This window comes from Nocardioides sp. Root190, from assembly GCF_001428565.1.
In the GTDB taxonomy this organism is placed as follows: domain Bacteria; phylum Actinomycetota; class Actinomycetes; order Propionibacteriales; family Nocardioidaceae; genus Nocardioides.
On the sequence record NZ_LMIA01000011.1, the window covers coordinates 234,083 to 257,545 of the forward strand.

Sequence of the window (23,463 nt, forward strand, 5' to 3'; positions counted from 1 at the left end):
GAGAGAGTCGCGTCCATGGTGAGGATCCACGAGACGCCGGCGAACAGGGTCGTGATCGGTCCGGGCTCATTGGGATGGGTCACCGACGAGGTCGAGCGGGCTGGGGGCACGCGCGTGCTCCTCATAGCGTCGCGATCCGCAACTGCCGTCGCGGACACAGTGGTGGGTGCGCTCGGTGAACGGGTGGTGATGCGCTTCGACCGACCAGCAGTGCACACCCCGGTCGAGGTGACTGACGAGGTCATGGCCGAGGTCGGCTCCGACAACGTCGACGCGGTGGTTGCGATCGGGGGTGGCTCGGCGATCGGACTCTCCAAGGCGGTTTCGGCTCGTAGTGGCGTGCCCCAGGTCGTCGTACCGACGACGTATGCCGGTTCGGAAGTGACTCCCGTTCTGGGCGAGACCCGGGACGGGGTGAAGACCACGCGTCGCGACGTCACACTCCTGCCGGGCACTGTTGTCTACGACCCTGAGCTGACGCTTTCGCTGCCGGCCGGGTTGACCCTCACCAGCTCGCTCAATGCGGTCGCACATTCGGTCGAGGCACTCTGGGCGCCTGACGCGACGGCGGTCAGTGACGCCCTCGCGACGGAGTCCGTCCAGCGCATCCTCGGCGCCCTGCCGCTCGTGCTGTCTGACCTGCGTGACATCGAGGCCCGACGGCGGCTGCAGACCGGAGCATGGCTCGCTGGGCTCTGCCTCGCCCAGACCCAGATGGGTCTCCACCATCAACTCGCGCACGCCCTCGGCGGCACGTTCGACCTCCCGCATGCTGAGTTGCATGCACTGTTGTTGGCCCACGTCATGCGCTTCAACCTGCCGCACACGCCCGGCGTGGCCGCGCGGTTGTCACGTGTTGTCAGTGGTGACCCGGTAGTGGTGGTCGAGGACTTTGCTCGCAGCCATCATGGGGCAACCACGCTCCGCGAACTGGGGGTTCCGCACGACAGGATGATCGCGATCGCCGACCGGGTGATCGCCTCGCCGTACCCCAACCCGAGGCCCATCGAACGTGGCCCGCTGGTCGACCTGCTGGATTCCGCCTGGGGCTGAGACCCGGTTCCCCGGGTCTCAGCCCCACGTGACGCTGCAGCGGGCGTCAGACCAGACTTGCCACCTTGGCCGGGCTGAGTTGCCCAACCAGGAAGTCAGCCGCAGCCTGCCTTACGTCGTTGCCGCGAGCCACGGCCAACGACATCCAGAAGACACCGTGGGCGAGGCCGTCGAAGCGCACTGACCGTGCCTCCACCCCGGCCGCGTTGACCAGATCAGCGAACTGCTCGGCCTCGTCACGCAAGGTGTCGCACTCCATGGTGAGCACCAGAGTCGGCGGGAGGCCCGACAGATCGGCCGTGTCCAGCGCCAGGCGAGGGTCCGTCACGTCCTCCGCGCTCGAGACGTACTGCTCACCGAACCACGCCAGATCATCGAGCTCGATGACATACCCGGTCGAGAACTCTGCACGCGAGGGCGTCGAGATCGTTGCGTTGACCAGCGGGTAGACCAGCAACAGGGCGGCTAGGTTGATGCCGTCCCTGGCCGCTTGGAGGGCGGCACCAGCAGCGAGCGTGCCGCCCGCGGAGTCCCCACCCAGAGCGACGCGGGCGGGATCGCCACCGTGGTCAGCGATGTTGTCGACGGTCCACCGCAGGGCCGCGTAAGCGTCGTCGTGGGCGGCCGGGAACCTGTCCTCCGGCGCACGACGATACGTCGCGGACACGACGATCGCGCCCGTACGGGAGGCCAGATCCATGGCCGGTTCCTCAGCCACGTCGAGGTCGCCGCCAACGAAGCCACCACCGTGTACCTGGACCAGAACTGGCAGAGCGCTGTCGCTGACGGTCGGTGTGTAGATGCGCACCTTCTGATCAGGGTGGTCACCGTACGCCGCCTCGGTCACCCGGGCCACCGCCTTCTTGGGAGCCTGCATATCGACGAACGACCCGACCACCGCACGGGAACCTTCGACACCTGCCGCACGGAATCCGCCGAACTGCTGGTCCTTGAGTGCCTGGACGATGAACATGACCGAGGGGTCGAGGGCCCGGGAGTAGCCTGCGCTGCCCAACTCACGCGAGCTCCCGGCGAACCGGAAGCCGCGGTAGTCGTTGGCCTGCACGTTGTCGCAGATCGCGCGGTAGCGGGGCGCGCCACCGAGATAGACGAGAACGCGCCGCGGCTTCCCTGGAATGTTGGCGCCCATGTACCAGGACGAGGCCGACTTCGGCAGCAGGGTCATCTGCGAGATCGCGTTGGTCTCGGCGACCCACTGGTCCTGCGCCTGCTTGCTGGCATCGATCACGAAGTGACCGTGTTCGGTCATGTAGGTGATGGTGTCGCCAATGAGATCGATGTGGTCCTCAATGGCCAGTGGCATGTTGTAGAGCACCGACGGGCTCTGCGGTCCGGTCACCATGAAGAGGTTCGGGAAGCCGCTGACTGTCAGGCCGAGATAGGTCTGTGGACCGTCGGCCCATTCGTCGGCAAGGCGTACGCCGTCCCGACCCGTGATGTTCATGGCAAGGAGTGGGCCGGTGCAGGCGTCGAAGCCAGTTGCCAGGATGAGCACATCGAACTCGTGGACAGTGCCATCGACAAGGCGGACCCCCTCCGGTACGACAGCCTCGATGGGGTTGGCGGCCACGTCGACCAGCGAGACCGTGTCCCGGTTGAAGGCCTCGTAGTAGTCGGTCTCCAATGGGGGGCGCTTGGTGCCGTAGGGGTACGTCGTCGGGCAGAGCAGGTCGGCGGTGGCCGGATCGGCGACCCGTTCCTGGATCCGGGACCGGATGTAGTCGGCCGCGGTGTCGTTGGCGTCCTGGTTGAGCAGGACGTCCTCGAAGCTGTCGATGAATAGGCGGAAGCCACCCCGATCCCAGCGGTCGTCGAAGATCGCGCGGCGCTCCTCAGCGCTCACCGCGAGCGCTGACGGCTGGACATCGGAGTAGGGGACACCCAGGAAGTGGTTGCGGGATGCCGTGCGCAGGTCGGCGTATTTCGCTTTCTCGGCCGCCTCCTCGGCGGGGTTCGTCGGATAATTGCCGATCGGGGTGGCGAAGTTTGGAGTGCGCTGCAGAACGGTGAGGCTGGCGGCCACCTTGGCGATTTCGCTGATGGCCTGGATGCCGCTCGAGCCGGTGCCGACGATGCCCACGCGCTGTCCGGTCAGGTCGACGTCCTCCAGCCAGTTGCCTGTCAGCAGGGTTCGTCCTGCGAAGGTCTCGATGCCGGGGAAGTCCGGCGTCTTCGGCACGGACAGCGTGCCGCCACCCGAGACGAAGAAGCTGGCCGTGTGTGCCGTCCCGTCGTCGGTGGTCACGCGCCAGAGGCTGGCCTCGTCGTCCCAGGTGACTGCGGTGATGCGGGTGTTGAACGAGACGTCCTTTCGGACGTCGAAGCGGTCGGCGACGTGGTTGAGATAGCGCAGGATCTCCGGTTGCGCGGGGTAGCGCTCACTCCAGTGCCACTCCTGCTGGAGGGCGTCGTCGAAGGAGTAGGAGTAGTGCACGCTCTCGATGTCGACGCGGGCTCCGGGGTAGCGGTTCCAGTACCAGGTTCCGCCGACGTCGCTGGCCGCGTCGAACGCGTGGACATTGAGCCCCATCTGGTCGCGGAACTTGCGGATGGCATAGATGCCGGCGAAACCCGCGCCGACGACGATGACGTCGTGGTCGGCGGCGGGGGCAGCGGTGCTGGTCATGGTGGTCTCCTCGAGTACGGCGGATCCGACGCCCTACAGTGACGGCGGTCACAGCAACTCGGCGCGGGGGAAATCACCCCCTTGCTCACCCCACTCGATGGTGTTCAGGCGTAGCCTTCGCGCTCATGACCTCGTCGCACTCGCTCACGACCTTCGTCGGCAGGGACCAGGAACTGCGCGAAGTGCGAGACCTGCTGGGGGCGGCGAGACTCGTCACGATCACGGGAACGGGGGGAATCGGGAAGACGCGGCTGGCGGCCGAGATCCTCGCGCGAGCGGCTCGGGCCTTCCCCGACGGGGTGGCCGTCGTAGAGCTGGCTGCGCTGGGTGATGGGGCCGAGGTCGCCTCCGCGACAGCCACGGCGCTCGCGGTGACGGACCAGTCCACTCGGCCCGTCCCCGAACAGATCGCGCGCCACCTCATGGGCCGCCGTCTCCTGCTTCTGGTCGACAACTGCGAGCACGTACTTGGGGCGGCGGCTGAGCTGCTGGCCCACCTGCTCGACGCGGTGGACGGGCTCACCGTCCTCACCACGAGTCGCGAGCCGTTGGGTCTGGCGGGCGAGCAGATCTTCCCGCTGGGCCCCCTCGCACTGACTGCGGTCGACGGCCGGGGCAGTCGTGGCGCCGACAACGCGGAGGCCGTACGTCTGCTCGTAGAACGGACCCGTGCCTTCCTTCCCCACTTCGCCGTCAACGACGAGAACCGCGCGGCGGTCGTGCAACTGTGTACGCGACTCGACGGTATGCCGCTGGCCATCGAGCTCGCCGCCGCGCGCCTGAGGACCCTGTCGGTGCAACAGGTCGTTGACCGCCTGGATGAGCGTTTCAAGTTGCTCAGTACAGGCTTGAGGGCCGAACTTCCTCGCCACCGCACGTTGTGGGATCTGGTCGACTGGAGCCACGAGCTCTGCTCACTGCCCGAGCGTCGGCTGTGGGCCCGACTGTCGGTTTTCCCGGCGACCTTCGACCTTGACGCCGTTGAAGCGGTGTGTGGATACGCTGACCTGGATCCTGTCGACGTGCTCGACCTCATGGACCGGCTGGTGGCCAAATCCATCGTCACCTCGGAGCTGGGAGGCGCCGCCATGCGCTACCGGATGCTGGTCACCATGCGGGAGTACGGCGCCCGACGGCTCGCCGAGCTCGAGGAGGTCGACGAGGCCAACCGCCGTCATCGGGACTACTACCTGGGACGCGCCGCCGTCATGGTGCGCGACTGGTGCGGGCCCCGCCAGCCCGTAGCGCTGGCCGCGATGCGCGTGGACCATGCCAACCTGTTGGCCGCCCTGGCCTGGTCGACGAGCACGCCGGGGGAGGGCGAGCGAGCTGCGGAGCTTGGGTCCCTGTTGCGCTATCACTGGATCGCCGGTGGCTTCCTCAGCGACGGTCGACGATGGCTGGAGCGGATTCTGCAACTCGACCCCCGGCCAACGCCGGAGCGCGGCGCAGCCCTTTGGGTGGCAGCGTGGGTCTCGCTCATCCAGGGGGACCGCGGCGCGGCTGCCGCGTTCCTGATCGAGTGCCGAGAAGTTGCGACAGACCTCGACGACGATGTGCTGGTCGCACATGCGGACCACTGGACCGGCCTCATGCAGCTGTTCAGCGGCGAAACGTCCGCGTCAATTGCCTCCTACGAGGCAGCGGTGGCGGTCTTCGAACGCGTCGGGAACCAGGCAGCTGCCCAGACGGCCCTGTTCCAACTGGCCATGGCGCAGACCTACGATGGAGCGAGAGAGGCCGCCCTGACCACCTGCGACCGGGTGCTGGCACTCAGCGAGGAGCACGACGAGCAGTGGTGCCGGGCCTACTCACTGTGGGTGACTGGCCTGTGCCAGTGGCACCGCGGAGAGGTAGAGAAGTCACGAGTGGCAGCCGTCGCTGCCCTGGGCCTGCAGCGGGCGTTCCAGGACGGCATATGCATCGCGCTCACCGTCGAGCTGATGTCGTGGTTGGCGGTCGACGCCGGAGACGTGCATCGCGCGGCCGAACTGGCTGGCGGCGCCCAGTCGGTGTGGCGGCAGCTCGGCACGACCATCGACGCATTCGGGCCGGACATCCTGGCTGACAGTACCCGGGAAGCAGCAGGAATCGACGCCCGGCTCGGGCCGGTTGACGCTGAGCGGCTGCGGTCGACGTACGCCGATCTGGGCAAGCTCGACGTTGTGGAACTCGCCCTCGGCGGACGGCCGAGTGGCGCCGTGACGCAGCCGGGCCACAGTCTCCTCACTCCGAGAGAGACCGAGGTCGCCCGGTTGATTGCCGAGGGCCTGAGTAACCGTGCCATTGCCGAGCGCCTCGTGATCTCGCACAGAACGGTCGATGGCCATGTCGAGCGAATCCTGGCCAAGCTCGAGTTCTCCTCGCGCACGCAGGTGGCCATCTGGGCCACCGAGCAGCAGGCAACCAGTTGAGGCGCTGCCTCAGAAGAACCCGTCGCGTCCCTCGATCCGCAGGCGCTGCGACCGCGCCGGGAGGGTGGACAGGTCACTGGCGATGTCGCCGGCGACCTCCAACAACACCGGGATGACCGTTGCCTCGAGGTCCCTGACGCTCTGTCGACCTCGAGCCGTCGAGTAGGCCAGGGCGGCGACGACGTCACCGATCGCATCGCGGACCGGCACTGCAGCGGAGAGGAAGCCGTCCTCGAGTTCGCTGTCCACGATGGCGTAGCCGGCACGGCGTACGTCGTGGAGGCGGTCGCGGAACTCAACGGGGTCCGTGACTGTCCACTCGGTGAGCCGTGGAAGCCCGGCATCGACGATGCGGTCGACGATCGCGGAGTCGGCGTACGCCGCCAGCACGCGTCCCATCGACGTGGCATGTACCGGGAGCCTGGTCCCGACGTCCACGTTCAGGCTGAGAACGCGGCGGACATGGACGCGTGCAACGTAGACGACATCGCTCCCGTCCAGTTGGGCCAGGGAGGCCGATTCACCAGTGCGTTCGGCGATGCGCATCAGGTGCGGCTGGGCCACCTCGACGATGCCGTGAGTGGCGGCGTAGTGCTGGCCGATCGTCAGCACCCGCGGGGTAAGGGACCAGCGTGAACCCTGGGACGCGACGTACCCCAGCTTCTGCAAGGTGAGCAGGATCCGGCGCACCGCGGGGCGTGAGAACCCGGTCCGCGTCGCCAGTTCGGCCAGTGTCGGGGTCGGGAGGTCAGCGTCGAAGGCGAGGAGCACGGCGAAGCCGCGCTCGATGCTCTGGATGAAGTCGCGGTCGTTGCCAACACCGGGCGCGGCACTCATAGGTGTGGCCTTCCGATCGGGTGGATCTGGGTATGGATGGGGGTGCTCTCACCCGTTGACGCCGCCCTGTGACGACAGACACAGTCAGGTGACCGCAAAGCGTGCGCAATGTACGCACAGCGTACACGGAGGTGGAAGAGATGGACCCGCGAGAACTGCGCAACGCGTTTGGCCAGTTCGCCACCGGTGTCACGGTTGTCACCTGCACCAACGCCGCCGGCGAACCGCATGGCGCGACGGTCAACGCCTTCACGGCTGTCTCGCTGGACCCGCCGCTTGCGCAGGTCACCCTCGCGCGCCACTCAAAGGCGTGTGAGTTTCTCAACGGCAAGCCATTCGCGATCAATGTCCTGGCCGCTGACCAACTCGACGTCGCCTGGCATTTCGCCGGACGCGCCGCCGAGGAAGCGCCCGCTTGGCTGGAAGGCCCTACCGCGCCAGTGCTCGACAGGACGGCCACCACGATCTCGTGCCTTCCGTGGCGGACGTACGACGGTGGTGACCACCTGATCATCATCGGTGAGGTGACCGAGGTGCAGATCCCCGGTCGCGACCCATTGTTGTTCCATGGCGGCGCCTTCCGTCACCTGAGCCCACTCGAAACCGGCGTCGTCTGGTCCGGATCCATCGACAACCCCGACAGCGGCTGGTTCGACGCCACCGCGGTCTTCACCCCCCTGTCCAAGTCGTCTGCGATGCCGACCTCCGCCTGACCACTCTCATCACCATCCACACCGAAGGGAACGCTCATGACCGCCACACAGGACCGCAGCCTCAGTACCGTCGAGGAAGGTCTCAACGACATTCGACCGATGACGGGCGACGAATACATCGAGTCGATCCGGGACGATCGCGAGATCTGGATCTACGGCGAACGTGTCAAGGACGTCACCGAACACCCCGCCTTCCGCAATCCGGTGCGCATGACCGCCCGGCTCTACGACACCCTGCACGAGGACGCCGTCAAGGGCACGGGAGTCCTGGCCGTGCCGACCGACACTGGCAACGGTGGGTACACCCACCCGTTCTTCCGCGCGCCGCACAGTTCCGCCGACCTGGTGCAGGACAAGAACGCCATCGAGGCATGGGCCCGCCAGAGTTGGGGCTGGATGGGCCGCAGTCCCGACTACAAGGCCAGCTTCCTCGGAACGCTCGGGGGCAACTCCGATTTCTACGCTCCGTTCGAAGACAACGCGAAGCGCTGGTACAAGGAGAGCCAGGAGCGACTCCTGTACTGGAACCACGCCATCATCAACCCGCCGGTCGACCGCAACCTGCCGCCCGATGAGGCCGGCGAGGTCTTCATGCGCGTCGAGAAGGAGACTGACGCGGGGCTGGTCGTCTCCGGTGCCAAGGTCGTGGCGACGGGGTCGGCGATCACCAATTACAACTTCATTGCGCACTACGGACTCCCGATAAAGAAGAAGGAGTACGCGATCGTCTGCACAGTGCCGATGGATGCGCCCGGCGTTAAGTTGATCTGCCGACCGTCGTACACGATGCAGGCCGACGTGATGGGCAGCCCGTTCGACTACCCGCTCTCGAGCCGGATGGACGAGAACGACACCATCTTCGTCTTCGACAAGGTGTTGGTCCCCTGGGAGAACGTCTTCGCGTACGGCGACCCGGACAAGATCAACGGGTTCTTCCCGCAGTCCGGGTTCATCCCTCGGTTCACCTTCCATGGCTGCATTCGCCTGTCGGTGAAGCTCGACTTCATCGCCGGGCTGCTTCTCAAGGCGTTGGAGGCGACCGGCAGCAAGGACTTCCGCGGCGTCCAGACGCGTGTCGGCGAGGTGATCGGCTACCGCAATGCCTTCCGGGCCCTGGCCGACGCGATGGCTTTGAACCCGGACGAAGGCCCCAACGGCACAGTCCTGCCCAAGCTCGACTACGGCCTCGTGTATCGCCAGCTCATGATCGAGGCCTACCCGCGGGTCAAGGAAATCATCATGCAGGACGTGGCGTCGGGCCTGATCTACCTCAACTCCAACGCGGTCGACTTCAAGACCCCGGAGATCCGTCCCTACCTGGACAAGTACGTCCGCGGCTCCAACGGCTACGACGCCGTGGACCGAGTCAAGGTCATGAAGGCGCTCTGGGACGCCGTCGGCACCGAGTTTGGTGGGCGCCACGAACTCTACGAACGTAACTATTCCGGCAACCACGAGAACGTCAAGGCCGAGATCCTCTTCGCCGCTGAAGCTCAAGGGGAGACCGACGCCATGAAGGGCTTCGCCGAGTCAATGATGTCGGAGTACGACCTGAACGGCTGGACAGTCCCGGACCTCGTCAACCCCACGGATGTCAGCCGCATCCTCAACCGGAACTGAGGGAGTTCGAGATGACCACCATGCAGGAGTCACCCACGGCCGCCGACTCGGGCGCGAATGCCAGTGAGGCTTTCAAGGCCGCTGCTTCCACGCGCGACGTCGCCGACACCCCGCCCCAGCGGGTCGCCGCGATCGTCACCTCGGTCCTGCGGGGCGTGCACGACGCCATCGCGGAACACGACGTCACCTATCCCGAGTTCCAGGCCGCCAAGGCGTGGCTGATGGCGGTCGGGGACGGCGGTGAGTGGCCGTTATTCATGGACGTGTTCGTGGAACATGCCGTGGAGGAGCAGGTTGCGAGCTCCCAGCAGGGGACGAAGGGGACCATTCTAGGCCCCTACTACCTGCCGGACCAGGTCAAGTTGGGGAGCACCTGCCAACTGCCCCGGCGAGACGATGAGCAGGGGCCGCCGCTGGTGCTTTCCGGTCAGGTCCGGGACATCGACGGTTCTCCGCTGGGAGGTGCCGAGGTCGACCTCTGGCACGCCGATTCCGACGGCTACTACTCGGGCTTCGCCCCGCATGTGCCGAACGGAAATCTGCGCGGCGTTGTCGTGACCGACGCCGAGGGCCGGTTCGAGATCAACACGATCCAGCCGGCGCCCTACCAGATCCCGACCGATGGCCCGACCGGAGAGATGATCGAGGCGGCTGGCTGGCATCCGTGGCGTCCCGCTCACCTGCACATCCAGGTGCGGGCCGAGGGACACCGGCCGATCACGACCCAGCTCTATTTCGCCCGTGGCGACTGGCTGGATTCCGACGTCGCCGAGGCCACCAAACCCGAGCTGGTCATTGACCCGCAAGACGACGGCAGCGGAGTGCGCCGCAGTAACTACGACTTCGAACTGCAGCCCCAGTCCGAGGCCTGACCCCACCCGTCCCGGTGGCCGATGCGTCCAGCGCGTCGGCCACCGGGTCCTCCAGTTCCCGGAGACCGTCATGATGAATCACGCTGCCGATGTCCTCGCCAACGACCAGGGATTCCTCGGCTGGCCCACCGATGGCACCTTCCGGCGCGGGTCGGTCGTCACGATGGGCGTTTTCGACGGCTTCCATCGTGGTCACGCGGCTCTGGTCCGTCGTACCGTCGGGCACGCGCAGCGACTAGGTCTTCCTGCGGTCCTGGTGACCTTCAGCCCGCATCCACTCGTCGTCCTCGCTCCGGGGGCCGCGCCCCGGCAGCTCATGGCAATCGACGACCGTGTTCGTCATGCACTGTCGCTCGGCATCGACTCGGTCGTGGTGTTGCCGTTCACGGCTTCGGTCGCTGCTCAGTCGGTGGACGACTTCGTGGCCGACGGGTTGGTCGACCGCCTGGGCATCCGGCTGCTCGTCGTGGGCGACAACTTCCGTTGCGGTCGTGGGGGCGAGGGTGACGTCGCCCGACTCATGGGCCTGGGCAGCAACCACGGATTCGCGGTCGATGCCGTGGACCTGGTGGAGGCTGCGGGGCAGCGTTGCTCCTCAACCGAGGTGCGTCGACGGTTGGCCTCTGGCGACATTGCAGGTGCCCGTGAACTGCTGGGTCGCGACGACGAACGCGTTCTGACACTCCGATCGGCTTGAAGACCACTCATATCGAAAAGTCATGATTCCGCGGCGAGCAGGACTGTGCGAGTCTTGATGCGTGGAACTTCGGCACCTGCGCTACTTCCAGGCCGTGGCAGACGAGAAGCACTTCGGTCGTGCGGCGGCCAGGTTGCACATGGCCCAGCCGCCGCTGTCGCAACAGATCCGGCAGCTCGAGGGTGAGCTCGGAGTTGACCTGTTGCACCGGACGACCCGACGCGTCGACCTGACGCCCGCGGGCGAGGCGTATCTCGTCCGCGTGCACGCGATCCTTCAGGCTGTCGACGCGGCGGGGGCGGAAGCGCAGCGCATCGGGCAGGGGTTGGAGGGTCGGCTGGCGATCGGTTGTGTCGGTTCCGCGACGTACTCCCTGCTTCCGGCGCTGGCCAGAGCGCTGCGCGCGCAACTGCCTGGCGTGGACTTCGCGTTCCGGGGCGAGATGTTGACGTCGGACCAAGTCGTTGCTCTCCGCGACGGTTCGATAGACCTTGCCCTGCTGCGGCCGTCGGGCGATGCTGCCGGGCATGCGGACCTGACGGAGCAAGTACTGAGGCAGGAAAAGTACGTCGTCGCGTTACCCGACGGACACCGGCTGGCAACTCGGAGCCGGATTCGCGTCGCCGATCTGCGCGACGAGGGGCTGATCGTGCACTCGGGCCATGGGAAGTCGGCGATGTACGACGCCGTGGTGGGGTTGTGTCGCGAGGCGGGCTTCGAGCCGGTCATCCGTCACGAGGTTGCGGAGACGTCGACCCTGGTGACGTTCGTGGCTGCGGGGCTGGGTGTGGCAATCGTTCCCGAGCCGGTTTCCGAACTTGTCGTTGCGGGCGCGGTCCACCGGCCACTGGCAACCCGTGCCCGGATCGACCTCGTGGTCGCGACCAGGGCCGACGACCGCTCGGCGCTTCTGGCCCGGACGCTCTGCGTGTTGCGCAAGCAGATCGTGGCCTGAGTCACCCGTGGACCGTCAATGTGCCCGCGGCACCCATGTCGATTGAGTAGCGGCTGCCGGTCTCAAGGGGAACAGCGGCTGTCAGTGCTCCTGAGAGCGATGGCGCCCGCCGGGAGGGTTTGACCGTGTGGAGCGAGGCACTCCGACAACCAGACGATCGCGTTCACGGGATGGTGGCGAACTGGCCGGCAATGAAGCCCGCGGCCGCTTGACCGCCTGGATCCCGACCCCGTCCAGGAAGTCCGCGCATAGACTGCATTTCGCCTGGTGGTCGCACCTGGCATTTGTGCAGGGCTTCAAGCGTCGCCGACAGACGTGGGTTCGGGCCCAACGCATTTGTTACGACGCGACCGCCAACGAATCGACGTACGCCTCGAGATCTGATTTTCGGACTAGGCGGGTGCGATCGATATGTACGGACGTGAGTGCACCTGACTTCAGCAGCTCGTAGACCTTCGAGCGGCTGATGCTTAGGTAGCTGGCGACCTCAGGGACTCTGTAGAGCAGTTTGTCGTTCATGGTTTCCTCCGGCGGCGACGTCGCTGACATTCACATAGGGGAGACAACTGACGTCGAGCGATCAGATGCGCCAGAAATGCTTCGAGCCCAAGGCCTGCTCCAGACACTCGGACACCGTCCTTGTTGCAGATCCTTGCCTGCCTCGCACCGCACCGACGACGTGTCCCGGTCGACGCAACACCGACGTGACATCGTCGGAGTCATCTCATGTATCCCTGCTCTGGATGCGCGTGAGTGCGTCGAGGCTGCGCTGGTCGGTGTCGGGGAGAGTGTGCAGGTACCTCTGCGTGGTCTGGATTTGGGAGTGCCCCATCCGTTCCATGACTGACTTGAGGTCTGCCCCGCCGGCGAGGAGCCAGGAAGCGTGGGCGTGTCGGAGGTCATGGACGCGCACGGGGAAGTCCACTCCGCTGGCCCTCACCGCGGGGAGCCAGACCCTGGTGCGGAAGGTGTTCCGTGAGATGGGTGTGCCGGCGGAGGTCGCGAACAGCAGTTCGTCGCGGCCGATGCCCTTGGACCTGATGTGCTCGGCGATCGTGTCGAGCCAGGCTTGCCGGACACCAAAGGTGCGGGGTTCGTTGTCCTTGGGATAGGGCTTGGCCAGGTAGCGCTCCCCGGTGGGGGAGTGCTTCTTGGAAACTTCGACGATCGTCTCCTCCACGTCCAGGGTGCGGCGCAGGAAGTCGATGTGCCGGGGCTTGAGCGCGACGAGCTCACCCCACCGCAATCCAGCCTCGATCAAGGTCTCGATCATCAGCCGGTGCTGGGCAGGGAGCGCGGACTGGAGACGCTCGTACTCACCGGGAGTGAGGGTGCGGGCCTTGGCCGTGACTACCTTGGGGAGCTCAGTGTGGTCGCACGGGTTGTAGACCAGGACGCGGTCCTTCACAGCGCGGCCGAAGACCGAGGATAAGAACACGTGGTACTTGCGGATCGATCGCGGTGCGAGCCCGTCGGCCTTGGCCTGAGTGACCCAGTCCTGGACCAGAGCGGGGGAGATCTTGTTGAGGCGACGCTGCCCGAACAAGGGGTAGAAATGCTTGTCGAGGTAGGAGATGTAGGCAGCTCGCGTACTTGCCTCGACTTGCTTGTTGGGCAGCCATTCCTTCTCGACGTAGTCCCGGAAGGTGATGTCGCCCTGGGTGTTGTCGTGCCAGGCCCCGCCGAGGACCTTCTGCTCCTCGCGGTTGGCAGCGCGCAGCGCGTCGCGACGGGTGCTGAAGGAGCCAGCCGAGCGCGTGCGTCCGTCTGGGTCGCGATAGGTACCGGTGTACCGGATTCCGCGCGGTCCCTGCCGCGTAATAACCCATGCCACGTTGGAACCTCCCGAGGTGGAACTGGAACCTGCTCGTACGCCATTCGTACGCAAACCCGGCCCGGACGATGCTGGATGACCAAGGACGAGCATGGGGCCCAAACTGGCCTCTGACCTGCGAGTTTACCAAACTCTCACGCTCAATGACACGCGCAAAATTCGGCCGCGAGTAGATCTCATAACCCAGAGGTCGCAGGTTCAAATCCTGCCCCCGCTACAAGTGAAGTAGCAGGTCAGAGGCGGTTTCCGGAGAGATCCGGGAGCCGCCTTCGGCGTTCGTCGACCGCTGTTCGTCCGCATTCGTCAGCAATCTGGGCGGGGATCGAGGCTGCGGGGCTGTAGAGGCGGCGTAGACGAATCTGGACGCGCCGGGACATCCGTGGCCGACCGAAGCCTCGTGTGGACGCTGTTCGGGCGGCATCTGGGCCTCGACCTCTGGGTCAATGCGAAAGTCCTGGGCTGGGTAACCGGACTGCCGCTGTCGCCGAGTCTTGAAGCTGAGGAATCTGCCTAGTCAAGGTCTGGGACTGCGCTGCCTTCCGTTCGGTCCAGCAACGCCGGCCGCCTTCACTCTCTCGACGACTAAGGCAAGGTCGCGCGGTATAGATCCATTGGGGATTGAAGGATCGAGGTGCCCGCTCATGCCGATGGGCGGGCGGGTCACTTTCTGAAGCGCCGCTGCCGCTCAACCTCTTACGCCAACTCGCCCGGCAGGATCTCGATGAACGGCTGCATCTCCGCTTCCCAGAAGCCGAGGTCTTCGACAAACGACACGGCAACGGCGTTCTCGACGTACTCGTCGCCCTCGCGAAGCGCCGTGTCCACCTCATCAAGGAGGCGGGCGAGCGCGTCGGTCTTGCCCTCTCCGAACCAGGCGAGCGCCAGCCGACGTAAGTCTCCGACCAGCAGGTGCAGGAGCAGTTCACCTTCTTGCTCGTCAAGGTGCTCTCGCAAGGTGGCCGAGGACTCGGGCACCCGTGACGAGAGTCGGGAGACGAACTCCGGGGCGGTGAGGGCCATGACCGCATCTTGCCTCAGGAGTGCCCGACCATGCCGCGGTCAGGGACGAAACGCCCTAATGTGCTGGTGCGCGATCCCGCCATCGTAATGACCGCGCTGTGCCAGTGTTTCCCTTCAGCCACCACGAGACGAAGGACAGTGCAAGATGGCAGCCTTTTCGAAGCGTGTGGCCGACCTTCGTTTTCTATGGACTGCCGTTTCGTTGGCCGGCGGGATGAACCGCGACGAGGACATCGCCGACATTGGCGCCTTCGTTGCCTCCCTGGGTCTCCGCAGCGTGGCAACCTTCAAGGACGAAGTCCGGAAGCTGCACACGGTTGCCGCAGAGTCCGGCCTGCGCAATGAAGTGGAGCAGTTATTTAGCCGGCGTGGCGGGAAGACAACATTCGACCCCAGTTCAGTGGACCGTGCCGTGGAATACCTGGCGCTGGCCGGACGTAAGACCTTCAGTCACAAGATGGATGAACGAAACCTCTATCAGGCCGGCGCCGAGGTTCTAGGGCTCGGCTTCGCGGAGGCCGTAGACCATCCTGGACGTGTGGTTGGCACAGTCGACCCCATGCTGTTCTCCGGCAAAGCCGCGAGCCTTCAGCGGGACGGATCGCCGTGGATCAGGGTCGACTTAGGTTTTGCCGGTGGTGCCGATGTCCAGGACTGGCCATTCATGTCCGATGAGTTCCTCTTGCGGGTCTTCAAGGCGGCCGCGATCTGCAGTCAGCAACGCCTGTGGCAAGAACTCCGCAAGGAGCTCGGGCGCCGGTCGATAGACGTCGTTGTCCTTTGGTGCCCCCCAGGCGTGGACAGCGGATTCCCGCACGAGATCTCTCGTCCTTCGCGGCAGGCACTCGAGATCGGGGTCAGAAGGGACGTCCCATCACCGGCGGCTCAGCCTTCGGCGGCGGAAGCCGGGAACCAAGAGGCCCGAGAAATCATGAGCGAGGTCCACGAGCGGCTCACTGCCCTGGGTTGACCCGGTTCGAGAAACCCACTGTGGCTCTGCGTTCACCGTCTTGGATCACGGCGCCCGACCATGCCTCTGTCGGAGCGTTGTGGCACAGATGACAAGCCCTCGCGAGGACGCCGTCAATCAGTGGGGTTTGCTGAGACCCGACCTGATGACGTGGACAGCTTCGCCGAGCACCCGTCGGAGAACCCGAAGTTCGGCCGGTGTCCAGCGCGGCACGTAGGACTCAAGCCCCCAGGCCCAAGGAATGTTTGCCGCTGTCAGTTTGTCGTGGCAGCGGTTGGCAACCTGTCCGCGCTGCCGGAAGAGCATTCTTAAGGAAGCCGAGACATCGATAGCGAAGTTCCACATGTTGAGGCCCGCGTCAGGATCCAGAAAGCTGGACGATCCGCGCAACCAAGCCTGAGCTGGTTCGAAGTCAAGTTCGGTGACCTCGGTGCTGTCCACGCCGTCATCGTCCGCTGCAAGACTCCAACCGCGGTCGAGAACCGTGCGAAGACACTCCTCCGGGCTGCTCCACACCGCGATACGGCGACCCTCGATTGCCAGCCGTTCAGTGTCGTTTGGGCCAGCACCCCACCACACGACAGGCGACTGTCCATCGAACCGCACCATTGTGACGAACCCGTCGACTGGGACGACGGCAACCGAAGGATCACCGCGGAATGCATCGTTCACACCGAGCATCATGTCGCAGCATCAATGCCGATCAGCTCCTTAGACCCCTCAGGTCGCCATGGCTCCGGCGCGACGTAGCGGGTCCGTCAGCAGCCCGATTGGTCCCCAGCCGACCAGGGTGCAGATCTCGGCACTCAACGACGCAGTTTCAATCCGCACCCAACGCCCACGGACATGCCGAAGGCCGGGCGGAACAGCCCCGGAGGTCAACGTCCGTCGTCGACGTGGCCGTTGGCCACGTGTACATGCTCGGTGTGGCCCGGTGAGAAGGCGGCGACGTGCTGCGGTGTCCCATGGTGGTCGCGGCTCGGCTTGAATCGCCCGAGCGCGACGGCGTCGTCATAGGCACCAACGCCAACCGGATACTTCGTGAGCAGACCCGTCAAGCCGTGCTGCTCAATCCACGCGAGAGCCTCACCCTTCCCGACAAAGACACCGCTCGCGTGCCGTGCTCCATCGCCGTGGAAGACCCAGACGAACTCTGGCGCGTCGCTCATGTGAAAGATGCTCGCAGATCCGGCCCGACCATGCCGAGAGTCGGGCGCACGGCCTGACAACATGACCGCATGTACGGACTGAGTCCTGAGACCGACCTGAGCCCCCTGAACGGTTGCAAGCTGACCTTCCTCGGCTTCGGTCGGCACCAGGTTCAACTGGCCTTCTCAGGCGACACGCCCTGCTCGGTCTCGATCGAAGGCGACTACATCGTCACCCCCTCAGGCCGCGATGCCACCACGTTCAACGAAGCAGTCGATGGCGCTGCCGCCTTGCTTCCGCTTCTCGGCCACGCGGTCGTCTTCGCGTCAGTCCCTACAGACGGCACCATTCGACTCGAGTTCGATGACGGTTCAGTCATCGAGGTCCTCGACTCCTCGGCGCGCTACGAGAGCTATCAGGTCAGCATCGGGGACCGCCTACTGGTCGTTTGACCCCCGACGCGAGTGCATAGCTACGCCGCTGCAGGTGGCCGAGCATCGGATTCATGCCGCGAGATCTGGGCAGGCGAATGGGCGACCATCACGCGGCCCTAAAGTTGTCGCTAGTCGACTCGCCTGCGCGCGCCGCCTCGCCGCCAACGAGGAATCCGGAGCCCATCGGGGGGTTGCCGGGCGAGGCGCCATTGACGCCGAACTGCCGTCGCTAGGAAGGGCAATGCGATCGACGCCTCAACCGCCCACGCGATGCGCTGCCATGTCTCCAAATCAGATCTGAAGATGAAAGTCAGACCCGCCGCAATGGCGACGAGCGCGACAGCGAACCGCCACCAACTCGGATCTTCGCGGCCGTCAACCATCCCCTGAACGTAGCTGGTCGCATCCCCCGGCACCGGGTGACAGAGCCTGCCGGGTTCAAGGCGGGCGCTGGGTGCTGACAGGTCCAAGCGGAACATGGTCCACTGTGGTGTCAGGCATGGCGCCGTATCTGGGCCCACGAACAAGCCCGGCATGCGGGGTCTTCAGGCACGAGCCGCCAGGTCATGTCACCCGGTCCTGCCTGCGGGCTCAGGCCGTCAAGCCGCGACGGTGCGATGATGCTCGAATGCTGCCGAAGTCGTCACGCGCTAGTTCGGCTCTGCCGTTTGCGAGTCGGAGGACTCGTGCACAGGAGCGACGCGATGCCATCGCGAGTCTCGATGAGCCCATCGACGAGCCGAGCCCCGCTTGGGCTGCGCAAGAGCACAGCGACAGACACAGGTTGGTCGAGAAACTCGAAGATGTAAACGATGTCCCTGACCAGCGCCGCAAGTTCGTGGGGCAGATCCAGAGGCGTCGTCGTCGACTGGCCGAACGCCAGGCCTGCAAACCAACCTGACGTGCTCCCGCCCGCACCGCGGATCGGGAGCTCCGTTCTATCCTGCTTCTATGCCGAGCGGAATGACGCACCCGAAGCTTGAGAGTGTGAAGGCGGTTGAAGCGTCCGAGGCCTACGCCGTAACTCTTCGAGAGCCCGATGGCACTGAGCTGACCTGGCACGCGACGATTGTCGAGATGCCTGCTGAGGTTGGGCTCGGAGTCACTTTCAATCCCGGACCGAGTCCAGATGAGCCTTGGGCCGGCGACGCGGAGTCGATTCGCTCCATCGTTGCCGCTGTCCTTGCAGTGCATCGGGCGCGGCACTACGGCCGCTGACGTCCTCTCGAATCCGCTCGGATCTGCCGCTGTCGGAACGCAAGCGCCCGACCATGCCGCGTTGAGGGTGGCTACTTTCCGCCCGGATCTGCGGCTGCTCGTCTCGCGACCAGCTACATTCGAGAGCGTCATGAACCCGTCAGCCCGCCGTTGGACGCCAATCGTCCGAGACTCGTACCTTCGTGCCCTCGGCACCTGGCATGGTCGGCCGATCCTCGGCGGCTTGGTCTACGGATCGTCCGTTGCTTCGGTGGGATTCAGTTTCGCGATCTGGGCAACTGACCTCAGTGTTCCTGCGAGAGCGTTGAGCATGATCGTCGCTCTACTTGGTCTGATGGTGATGGCGTCAGGTTGGCTTCTCAGCCCGCGTCCGCGTCATCGCCGGGAGGTCCCCAGGCCCTGATCGCCAGACCCGGACCTGAGGTCAATGAAACAAGTCGCCGCTGTCCGTGCGCGCTCGGGCCGATGAGCGTGCGGGTCGGGGATCAGTCTCCCAGTACAGATACGTCCCGCGACGACCACGTCTCGTCGGGCCAGGATGCGACAACGAGTTCGTCGCCTACGTCTGCGATGCCTACCGAGCCGCCAGAGAACTCAAGCAGCACTCCCGCCGTCATTCCCGGTGGTGACGCGTGGAGTCGTGCGACCGACCGGATGCGCTCACCTACACGTTCCAGTAGTGCCTGCGGGCCAGAGGGCTCCACTACAACTCGCCCATGCTCGCCCATGTCGTAGGCCACGTGCGGGCCGTCTCGTGTGATGACCAAGCCGTCCCGTGTGTGAAACCGCAGCGACCCGAGCCCGTCAACGAACAGCCAGAGATGGACAGGCTCCGGTGAACGGCTCCCCTCGAACTCGTGCCACGAACTGCTCATGCCCGTCAGGGTGCGACCGACGAAGGACTCCGGGTCTATGTCCACGCGCCGCATACTGACATGACCCCGCGTCATGCCGCTGTCAGAGCACAGCGGTCACCGTTTGCGAATCAGATCGGATCGGCCGGGGGCCGGTGCTGTAAGCGCGTGCCGCCCGCCTCGACGTAAGCGACGCGGGCGTCAGCCAGGTTGGTCGGTCCGTTGGGGCCGCCCCTCACAACGTGGGCATCGTGATCGTCTTGACCGTCGTCCTCCCAGCCGCACTCTTCGCAGATCTCGTATCCGCCGCGCTCGTCCAAGGTCAAGTGGCCGCAGCACGGACACGAGTACGGGCCGCCGGGCTGGCCAGCGAATACGTTCTGCTGTGCGATGTACGACTGGAACCACTTTGTTCGCTGTGTGACCAGCTCGTCGTCGGACAACGAGGGATCGTCGTGCGGACCGCGCTCGACTGCCATGGTCCGACCCTAGTTCGAAGACGCCCGCTCATGCCTGCGGGCTCAGGCTGTCGGGGCGGAACGCCCGACCAGCCGCTGCCCGCTCGTAGGATCCAGGCATGTTCGGCCCAGAGACGTCACGTGAGCATCTCGAACAGGCTCTAAGCCTGCCGCCTTGGGACAGCCAAGACTGGGGAATCTGCCAAGCAGATGAAGAGCGACTACCGGACTTCGTCGCCTTCTTTCACCAGCACTACAGCGGCGCATGGCCCCGATGGATCGTCGAGGAGTACATCGACCTGGTTCTCGAGTCCGCGTGTGACGCCAGACGATCAGACTCGGCCTACGATCTTGGTGTTCTAGATGGGCTTCTTGCGATCGTCGCATCGCGAGCCCCGGACCGAATTCGCTACTGGACCTCCGCAGACTGGGAAGTCGCGCCGTATCTGCGCGCTAAGGCGCTGTGACTCTGCAACGGACTCGCTCGGTTGGTGATCCCGCACCCACATGCCGCTCTGAGACCGGCTACGCTCGCCCGACTCTGCCGCGTTCCGTGCTGGCGGACCATTAATGCGCAAGGTTCAACGTCGAGGCGCGGTGGGGAGCTGCACAGTCAGCGAGCCCTTGCGGTCCTGGACGTAGGTCGCATAGTCGACGAAGTGCCGGCGCCGGCCGAGGTAGTGCGGGTAGTGCTCGAAGTGCCATCGGCAGCCTTCGATGAATGCAGTGTGATCCTCCGATAGGCCTAAGCGCTCGCATACGCTCGCGAACTCTTCCAGGCCCGCCATCATCTCGGCGCACTCCGCCGCAGTGGCTCCGGTGGCTCCCCACAAGACGCCCGCGGGAAGCTCGTGAACGGCGCCCCACAGCCAGTTGCGGTCGCGCTCGTACCGCTCCCACTCAGGCGCATTGGATGGCATGTCCCGAGCGTAGTCACCGGCGGCCATGCAGTGACGTGACCCGTCCGCTCATGCCGCTGTCGGGGCGGAGCGCCCGACATGCCGCTGTCGGGGCGGGACGCCCGCCCTTGGTGAGCGGGTTCCCATCCCGAACTACCGCGGTCGTGCAGCGTCATCCTCGTTGTGCAAAGAGATGACACCCTCTCCGAACTCGGCAACTACTTGTGCTCTGGCGTCCTCAAGCGAAGAAGCCAGCACCCGGAGCCGGCGGCCGGGCTCCTCATCAATCCAAATGAATCCGACGTACTCCCGAAGTTCCATACGCACAGCGTGGTGCATCGACGAACCACCCGCATCCCAGCGAACCTTCCCGACCATGCCGCTGTAGAAGCGACCGCTTCAGAGTCTTGCGAAGCGGATCAGACGCATCAGAGCTCACCGACTGGTGCGACCACGACGTTGTCCTTTGGGCAAGTCCACGCAGCTACCGCACCCTGAATCGAAACCGTCATCGGGTGATTTCGAGGATGACGCGGACAGGGCGGCCAGTTCGTCGACCCTCCGGTCCACTGCTCCTCGATCACCCAAGCCTGGACTTGGTCAGCAGTCGAGGCGACGCGCTCGACCGTCGAAAGCAGTCGCGAGAAGCTCACACCGGTCCGACCGCCGTCGGGACTCAGGAGCGTCGCCGATGCGATATCTGGCTCGTCGACCCAGCTCCCTGCCTTGATCTGCGGCGATTCGATGCCGGCACTCTCGAGGTCACGCAGCACCGGTGCTATCGCATCGGTCAGAACCTCATCCATCGCGCCAGCATGCAGCATCGCCGGACCGCAGGGGCGCGGTTCCGCAGCTCAGGTGTGAAGAGGTGCGGACGCCTTTGCACCGGGGGATCCCCGACCATGCCGATGAGCGGGAGTGTCGTTGTCAGCGTTTCGTCTTGGTGATCTTTGGTGTTCGCCACCGGCTTGAGACGTCGCGGAACAGCCATGTGGCAGTCAGGAGCAGAGTCGTTGCGAGCATGAAGAACTCTCCGCCTGGGATATCTGTCCACTCGAGGGAGTCCGCGAGGGCAAGGACGGCGCACACGGTCGCTGAAATGCTCAAGGCAAGAGCAATGGGACGCCTGTACTTGACCAGACGAAGGTGCTCGACCATGTGCACATCTTCCCAGACGTCCGCGCACACCGTGACCCGTGCGCTCGCAGACGGGGATCATGCTGCGATTCGATTCGTGGGGACCTGCCGATGTGCGTGCGCGTGGAACACTCTGTGCCGTGTCGTCACCCGAGCATCCGCTGCTCCCGCACCTTGTCGACCTGGAGTCGCCATACGACCCCGACGTCGTCCTGGCCTACGACCCGCGTGAGTTGATCCGCTACGCCGTGGAATCGTCGGATTACTGGGCCGAGCGTGCCCTGAAGTGGCTGGACCAAGGCGCGCCCGGAGAAGGTTTAGACGATGCTCTGCTGACCCTGGAGGAGCAACGTGCTCGACCCCAGCCATTGAGGCATCACGCCCGCCGCCTCAGGAAAGTACTCTGACCCAACGCACTCACATTCCGCTGTCGGTGCGGACTCGCGATGGGTGTGCCGCTGAGCATGGGACTGCGACTGACCGGTCCTAGTAGCGCACAGGAACAGGCGAGATCCGGTCGGGCCGCGTACCCGGAGGTGGACAGTCGCGCGTCTCGCTGAGGCCCGCACCAGTTGCGGCTAGAACAACCCGGTACTCCACGCGCTCGTTCGTGTCCCATTCGTAGCGAACTAAGGGGCGGTCGGCAATCTTCGACAACCAGGATGCAGCGATTCCCGCCAAGAGATCGGGCGGTCCCTGTTGATGGATCGCTAGGTCAGTTGGGGTGGCTGGGAGGTGAAACAGCTGATTGTGCAGCTTGTCGCCGCGTATCGATCCACCATCGAAGTGAACGCCGACTGTGAGCACCGACCCTGAGCCATCCGCGGCGCAGATATCCATCCAGGCTATTAGCGGGTGACCGTGTTCCGGTGGGTCGAACATCAAGTCCTCGGGAGGGGTGCGCCAGCGGTCGGTCAGCCGGCGCAGCTCCTTTGTGAAAGCGAGGTCTGGACCGCCCTCGAAGCTGAGACCGCAGTCAGGACACTCCGATGGATTCTGTTCGACCAGCCTGAATCGGCATCCGGGGCATTCGCTCACCGAGTCATTGTCCACCTCGGTCTAGGAAACGCCGACCATGCCGCTGTTAGGGCAGCACGCACGCTTGCCGATGAGGCATCAAGACGGGTCACTCCCGATCGACTCAGTTCCCGGGCACGTAGGCCCACCAATCGCCGTTTCCTCCGGGGAGGTCGCCAGGCGAATCGTCGGGGGCGGGGCCGGGCTCCAACGTCAGCCACCAGCCATTCTCATCGCGGTCGTGCTCGGCCCACACCCCGTCGTACCAGCCCCGACCCCAGTCGCCCGCCCCACCTCCGCTGGAGCACAACTGCCACACCCCGGCTTCGCGCCGGAAATGCTCGAGGTTGATATCCGCGCCGTCGCCGTTAGCGTCAACCACTGCCGCCGCGCGGTCGCCCAGCGTCCGAACGGCGCGCACCACCGCGAGGCGGCCATCCCAGCCGCCAACAGCGATGACGGTGCGCTCGTCGAAGTCGCTCATGACCCGATCCTCGCAGCACAATCTCCGGCGCGCGATGCCTTTCGTGCCGCCGAGATAAGACCCGGCGACCGCACTCATCTCGAGTGCGGGGCGTCCGGACCATGCCGATGTCGGCTCTAGGTTGGGCCCCATAGCAGCGCGCGAAGTCGATGAGCAACTGGCAATGCTCTGCCACACGGAA

At 65.2% G+C, this 23,463-nt stretch carries 23 protein-coding genes; 11 read left to right on the forward strand and 12 right to left on the reverse strand.

Going from position 1 to position 23,463, the window contains the following annotated elements; translation table 11 throughout:
• The first annotated feature begins 15 nt into the window (after window positions 1–15).
• Complete coding sequence (locus tag ASE01_RS18235; protein WP_056755638.1) at window positions 16–1,053, forward strand: maleylacetate reductase; 1,038 nt, start codon at window positions 16–18, stop codon at window positions 1,051–1,053.
• A gap of 46 nt (window positions 1,054–1,099) precedes the next feature.
• On the opposite strand, the gene ASE01_RS24085 is transcribed toward ASE01_RS18235, so the two are convergent.
• The gene (locus ASE01_RS24085) at window positions 1,100–3,700 is read right to left on the reverse strand and encodes a flavin-containing monooxygenase (protein ID WP_082606205.1); all 2,601 of its coding nucleotides are present in this window, start codon (window positions 3,698–3,700) and stop codon (window positions 1,100–1,102) included.
• A gap of 125 nt (window positions 3,701–3,825) precedes the next feature.
• Here ASE01_RS24085 and ASE01_RS18245 point away from each other — a divergent pair, with 125 nt between their 5' ends.
• Entirely contained in the window at window positions 3,826–6,114 is a 2,289-nt protein-coding gene (locus ASE01_RS18245) for an ATP-binding protein (protein ID WP_056755639.1), read from the forward strand.
• Between the two features lie 9 nt (window positions 6,115–6,123).
• Here the strand turns inward: ASE01_RS18245 and ASE01_RS18250 are convergent, their stop codons facing one another.
• Window positions 6,124–6,951: an IclR family transcriptional regulator domain-containing protein gene (locus tag ASE01_RS18250; protein ID WP_056755641.1), complete on the reverse strand. Its 828-nt coding sequence runs from the start codon at window positions 6,949–6,951 to the stop codon at window positions 6,124–6,126.
• Between the two features lie 140 nt (window positions 6,952–7,091).
• Here ASE01_RS18250 and ASE01_RS18255 point away from each other — a divergent pair, with 140 nt between their 5' ends.
• The 5 genes from ASE01_RS18255 (at window position 7,092) to ASE01_RS18275 (ending at window position 11,808) form a co-directional block, all read left to right on the forward strand.
• On the forward strand, window positions 7,092–7,664 hold the full coding sequence (locus ASE01_RS18255) for a flavin reductase family protein (protein WP_056755644.1): 573 nt from the start codon (window positions 7,092–7,094) through the stop codon (window positions 7,662–7,664).
• 36 nt (window positions 7,665–7,700) lie between these two features.
• Window positions 7,701–9,284 (forward strand): 4-hydroxyphenylacetate 3-hydroxylase family protein, encoded by a 1,584-nt coding sequence (locus tag ASE01_RS18260; RefSeq protein ID WP_056755647.1) that lies wholly within the window; start codon window positions 7,701–7,703, stop codon window positions 9,282–9,284.
• 11 nt (window positions 9,285–9,295) lie between these two features.
• Entirely contained in the window at window positions 9,296–10,156 is an 861-nt protein-coding gene (locus ASE01_RS18265) for a dioxygenase (RefSeq protein ID WP_056755650.1), read from the forward strand.
• Between the two features lie 70 nt (window positions 10,157–10,226).
• A complete protein-coding gene (locus ASE01_RS18270) occupies window positions 10,227–10,853 on the forward strand; it encodes a hypothetical protein (RefSeq protein ID WP_056755653.1) in 627 nt (208 codons plus the stop codon).
• 61 nt (window positions 10,854–10,914) lie between these two features.
• Window positions 10,915–11,808, forward strand: coding sequence for a LysR substrate-binding domain-containing protein (locus tag ASE01_RS18275; RefSeq protein ID WP_056755656.1), 894 nt, complete (start codon window positions 10,915–10,917; stop codon window positions 11,806–11,808).
• A 339-nt stretch (window positions 11,809–12,147) separates the two neighbouring features.
• Here ASE01_RS18275 and ASE01_RS25600 read toward each other — a convergent pair whose 3' ends face one another.
• The 3 genes from ASE01_RS25600 to ASE01_RS18290 form a co-directional block, all read right to left on the reverse strand.
• Entirely contained in the window at window positions 12,148–12,357 is a 210-nt protein-coding gene (locus ASE01_RS25600) for a helix-turn-helix domain-containing protein (protein ID WP_056755659.1), read from the reverse strand.
• A 175-nt stretch (window positions 12,358–12,532) separates the two neighbouring features.
• Window positions 12,533–13,642, reverse strand: coding sequence for a tyrosine-type recombinase/integrase (locus ASE01_RS18285; RefSeq protein WP_056755662.1), 1,110 nt, complete (start codon window positions 13,640–13,642; stop codon window positions 12,533–12,535).
• A 693-nt stretch (window positions 13,643–14,335) separates the two neighbouring features.
• Complete coding sequence (locus ASE01_RS18290) at window positions 14,336–14,662, reverse strand: hypothetical protein (protein ID WP_056755664.1); 327 nt, start codon at window positions 14,660–14,662, stop codon at window positions 14,336–14,338.
• A 145-nt stretch (window positions 14,663–14,807) separates the two neighbouring features.
• Here ASE01_RS18290 and ASE01_RS18295 point away from each other — a divergent pair, with 145 nt between their 5' ends.
• The gene (locus ASE01_RS18295; RefSeq protein WP_157537508.1) at window positions 14,808–15,632 is read left to right on the forward strand and encodes a hypothetical protein; all 825 of its coding nucleotides are present in this window, start codon (window positions 14,808–14,810) and stop codon (window positions 15,630–15,632) included.
• Window positions 15,633–15,749: 117 nt separating this feature from the next.
• On the opposite strand, the gene ASE01_RS24510 is transcribed toward ASE01_RS18295, so the two are convergent.
• A complete protein-coding gene (locus ASE01_RS24510; protein WP_157537511.1) occupies window positions 15,750–16,304 on the reverse strand; it encodes a hypothetical protein in 555 nt (184 codons plus the stop codon).
• 206 nt (window positions 16,305–16,510) lie between these two features.
• Window positions 16,511–16,801, reverse strand: coding sequence for a hypothetical protein (locus ASE01_RS18300; protein WP_056755671.1), 291 nt, complete (start codon window positions 16,799–16,801; stop codon window positions 16,511–16,513).
• A 69-nt stretch (window positions 16,802–16,870) separates the two neighbouring features.
• Between ASE01_RS18300 and ASE01_RS18305 the strand changes: the two genes are divergently transcribed.
• The gene (locus tag ASE01_RS18305) at window positions 16,871–17,233 is read left to right on the forward strand and encodes a DUF6188 family protein (RefSeq protein WP_056755674.1); all 363 of its coding nucleotides are present in this window, start codon (window positions 16,871–16,873) and stop codon (window positions 17,231–17,233) included.
• 1,685 nt (window positions 17,234–18,918) lie between these two features.
• Here ASE01_RS18305 and ASE01_RS24515 read toward each other — a convergent pair.
• Window positions 18,919–19,353, reverse strand: a complete 435-nt coding sequence (locus ASE01_RS24515; RefSeq protein WP_157537513.1) for a hypothetical protein — start codon at window positions 19,351–19,353, stop codon at window positions 18,919–18,921.
• A gap of 65 nt (window positions 19,354–19,418) precedes the next feature.
• Window positions 19,419–19,766, reverse strand: coding sequence for a CPCC family cysteine-rich protein (locus ASE01_RS18310; RefSeq protein ID WP_056755677.1), 348 nt, complete (start codon window positions 19,764–19,766; stop codon window positions 19,419–19,421).
• 98 nt (window positions 19,767–19,864) lie between these two features.
• Here ASE01_RS18310 and ASE01_RS24520 point away from each other — a divergent pair, with 98 nt between their 5' ends.
• On the forward strand, window positions 19,865–20,212 hold the full coding sequence (locus tag ASE01_RS24520) for a hypothetical protein (RefSeq protein ID WP_157537515.1): 348 nt from the start codon (window positions 19,865–19,867) through the stop codon (window positions 20,210–20,212).
• Between the two features lie 114 nt (window positions 20,213–20,326).
• On the opposite strand, the gene ASE01_RS18315 is transcribed toward ASE01_RS24520, so the two are convergent.
• Both ASE01_RS18315 and ASE01_RS24525 read right to left on the reverse strand, forming a co-directional pair.
• The gene (locus ASE01_RS18315; RefSeq protein WP_157537517.1) at window positions 20,327–20,665 is read right to left on the reverse strand and encodes a hypothetical protein; all 339 of its coding nucleotides are present in this window, start codon (window positions 20,663–20,665) and stop codon (window positions 20,327–20,329) included.
• A gap of 407 nt (window positions 20,666–21,072) precedes the next feature.
• Entirely contained in the window at window positions 21,073–21,450 is a 378-nt protein-coding gene (locus ASE01_RS24525) for a hypothetical protein (protein WP_157537519.1), read from the reverse strand.
• A 471-nt stretch (window positions 21,451–21,921) separates the two neighbouring features.
• On the opposite strand from ASE01_RS24525, the gene ASE01_RS18325 reads away from it, so the two are divergent.
• Window positions 21,922–22,188: a hypothetical protein gene (locus ASE01_RS18325; RefSeq protein ID WP_056755684.1), complete on the forward strand. Its 267-nt coding sequence runs from the start codon at window positions 21,922–21,924 to the stop codon at window positions 22,186–22,188.
• A 734-nt stretch (window positions 22,189–22,922) separates the two neighbouring features.
• Here ASE01_RS18325 and ASE01_RS18330 read toward each other — a convergent pair.
• Window positions 22,923–23,282 carry a hypothetical protein gene (locus ASE01_RS18330; protein ID WP_056755687.1) on the reverse strand — a complete coding sequence of 120 codons (360 nt, stop codon included), beginning with the start codon at window positions 23,280–23,282 and terminating at the stop codon, window positions 22,923–22,925.
• Window positions 23,283–23,463 lie beyond the last annotated feature (181 nt).

What these genes read in the sequence shown, in the direction of transcription:
- ASE01_RS18250 (WP_056755641.1), bottom strand. Translation starts at nt 6,951, where the DNA reads ATGAGTGCCGCGCCCGGTGTTGGCAACGACCGCGACTTCATCCAGAGC.
- ASE01_RS18245 (WP_056755639.1), top strand. Translation starts at nt 3,826, where the DNA reads ATGACCTCGTCGCACTCGCTCACGACCTTCGTCGGCAGGGACCAGGAA.
- ASE01_RS24525 (WP_157537519.1), bottom strand. Translation starts at nt 21,450, where the DNA reads ATGGATGAGGTTCTGACCGATGCGATAGCACCGGTGCTGCGTGACCTC.
- ASE01_RS18270 (WP_056755653.1), top strand. Translation starts at nt 10,227, where the DNA reads ATGATGAATCACGCTGCCGATGTCCTCGCCAACGACCAGGGATTCCTC.
- ASE01_RS18305 (WP_056755674.1), top strand. Translation starts at nt 16,871, where the DNA reads ATGTACGGACTGAGTCCTGAGACCGACCTGAGCCCCCTGAACGGTTGC.
- ASE01_RS24085 (WP_082606205.1), bottom strand. Translation starts at nt 3,700, where the DNA reads ATGACCAGCACCGCTGCCCCCGCCGCCGACCACGACGTCATCGTCGTC.
- ASE01_RS18300 (WP_056755671.1), bottom strand. Translation starts at nt 16,801, where the DNA reads ATGAGCGACGCGCCAGAGTTCGTCTGGGTCTTCCACGGCGATGGAGCA.
- ASE01_RS25600 (WP_056755659.1), bottom strand. Translation starts at nt 12,357, where the DNA reads ATGTCAGCGACGTCGCCGCCGGAGGAAACCATGAACGACAAACTGCTC.
- ASE01_RS24520 (WP_157537515.1), top strand. Translation starts at nt 19,865, where the DNA reads ATGTTCGGCCCAGAGACGTCACGTGAGCATCTCGAACAGGCTCTAAGC.
- ASE01_RS18255 (WP_056755644.1), top strand. Translation starts at nt 7,092, where the DNA reads ATGGACCCGCGAGAACTGCGCAACGCGTTTGGCCAGTTCGCCACCGGT.
- ASE01_RS18315 (WP_157537517.1), bottom strand. Translation starts at nt 20,665, where the DNA reads ATGCCATCCAATGCGCCTGAGTGGGAGCGGTACGAGCGCGACCGCAAC.
- ASE01_RS18260 (WP_056755647.1), top strand. Translation starts at nt 7,701, where the DNA reads ATGACCGCCACACAGGACCGCAGCCTCAGTACCGTCGAGGAAGGTCTC.
- ASE01_RS18290 (WP_056755664.1), bottom strand. Translation starts at nt 14,662, where the DNA reads ATGGCCCTCACCGCCCCGGAGTTCGTCTCCCGACTCTCGTCACGGGTG.
- ASE01_RS18310 (WP_056755677.1), bottom strand. Translation starts at nt 19,766, where the DNA reads ATGGCAGTCGAGCGCGGTCCGCACGACGATCCCTCGTTGTCCGACGAC.
- ASE01_RS18235 (WP_056755638.1), top strand. Translation starts at nt 16, where the DNA reads ATGGTGAGGATCCACGAGACGCCGGCGAACAGGGTCGTGATCGGTCCG.
- ASE01_RS18295 (WP_157537508.1), top strand. Translation starts at nt 14,808, where the DNA reads ATGGCAGCCTTTTCGAAGCGTGTGGCCGACCTTCGTTTTCTATGGACT.
- ASE01_RS18265 (WP_056755650.1), top strand. Translation starts at nt 9,296, where the DNA reads ATGACCACCATGCAGGAGTCACCCACGGCCGCCGACTCGGGCGCGAAT.
- ASE01_RS18330 (WP_056755687.1), bottom strand. Translation starts at nt 23,282, where the DNA reads ATGAGCGACTTCGACGAGCGCACCGTCATCGCTGTTGGCGGCTGGGAT.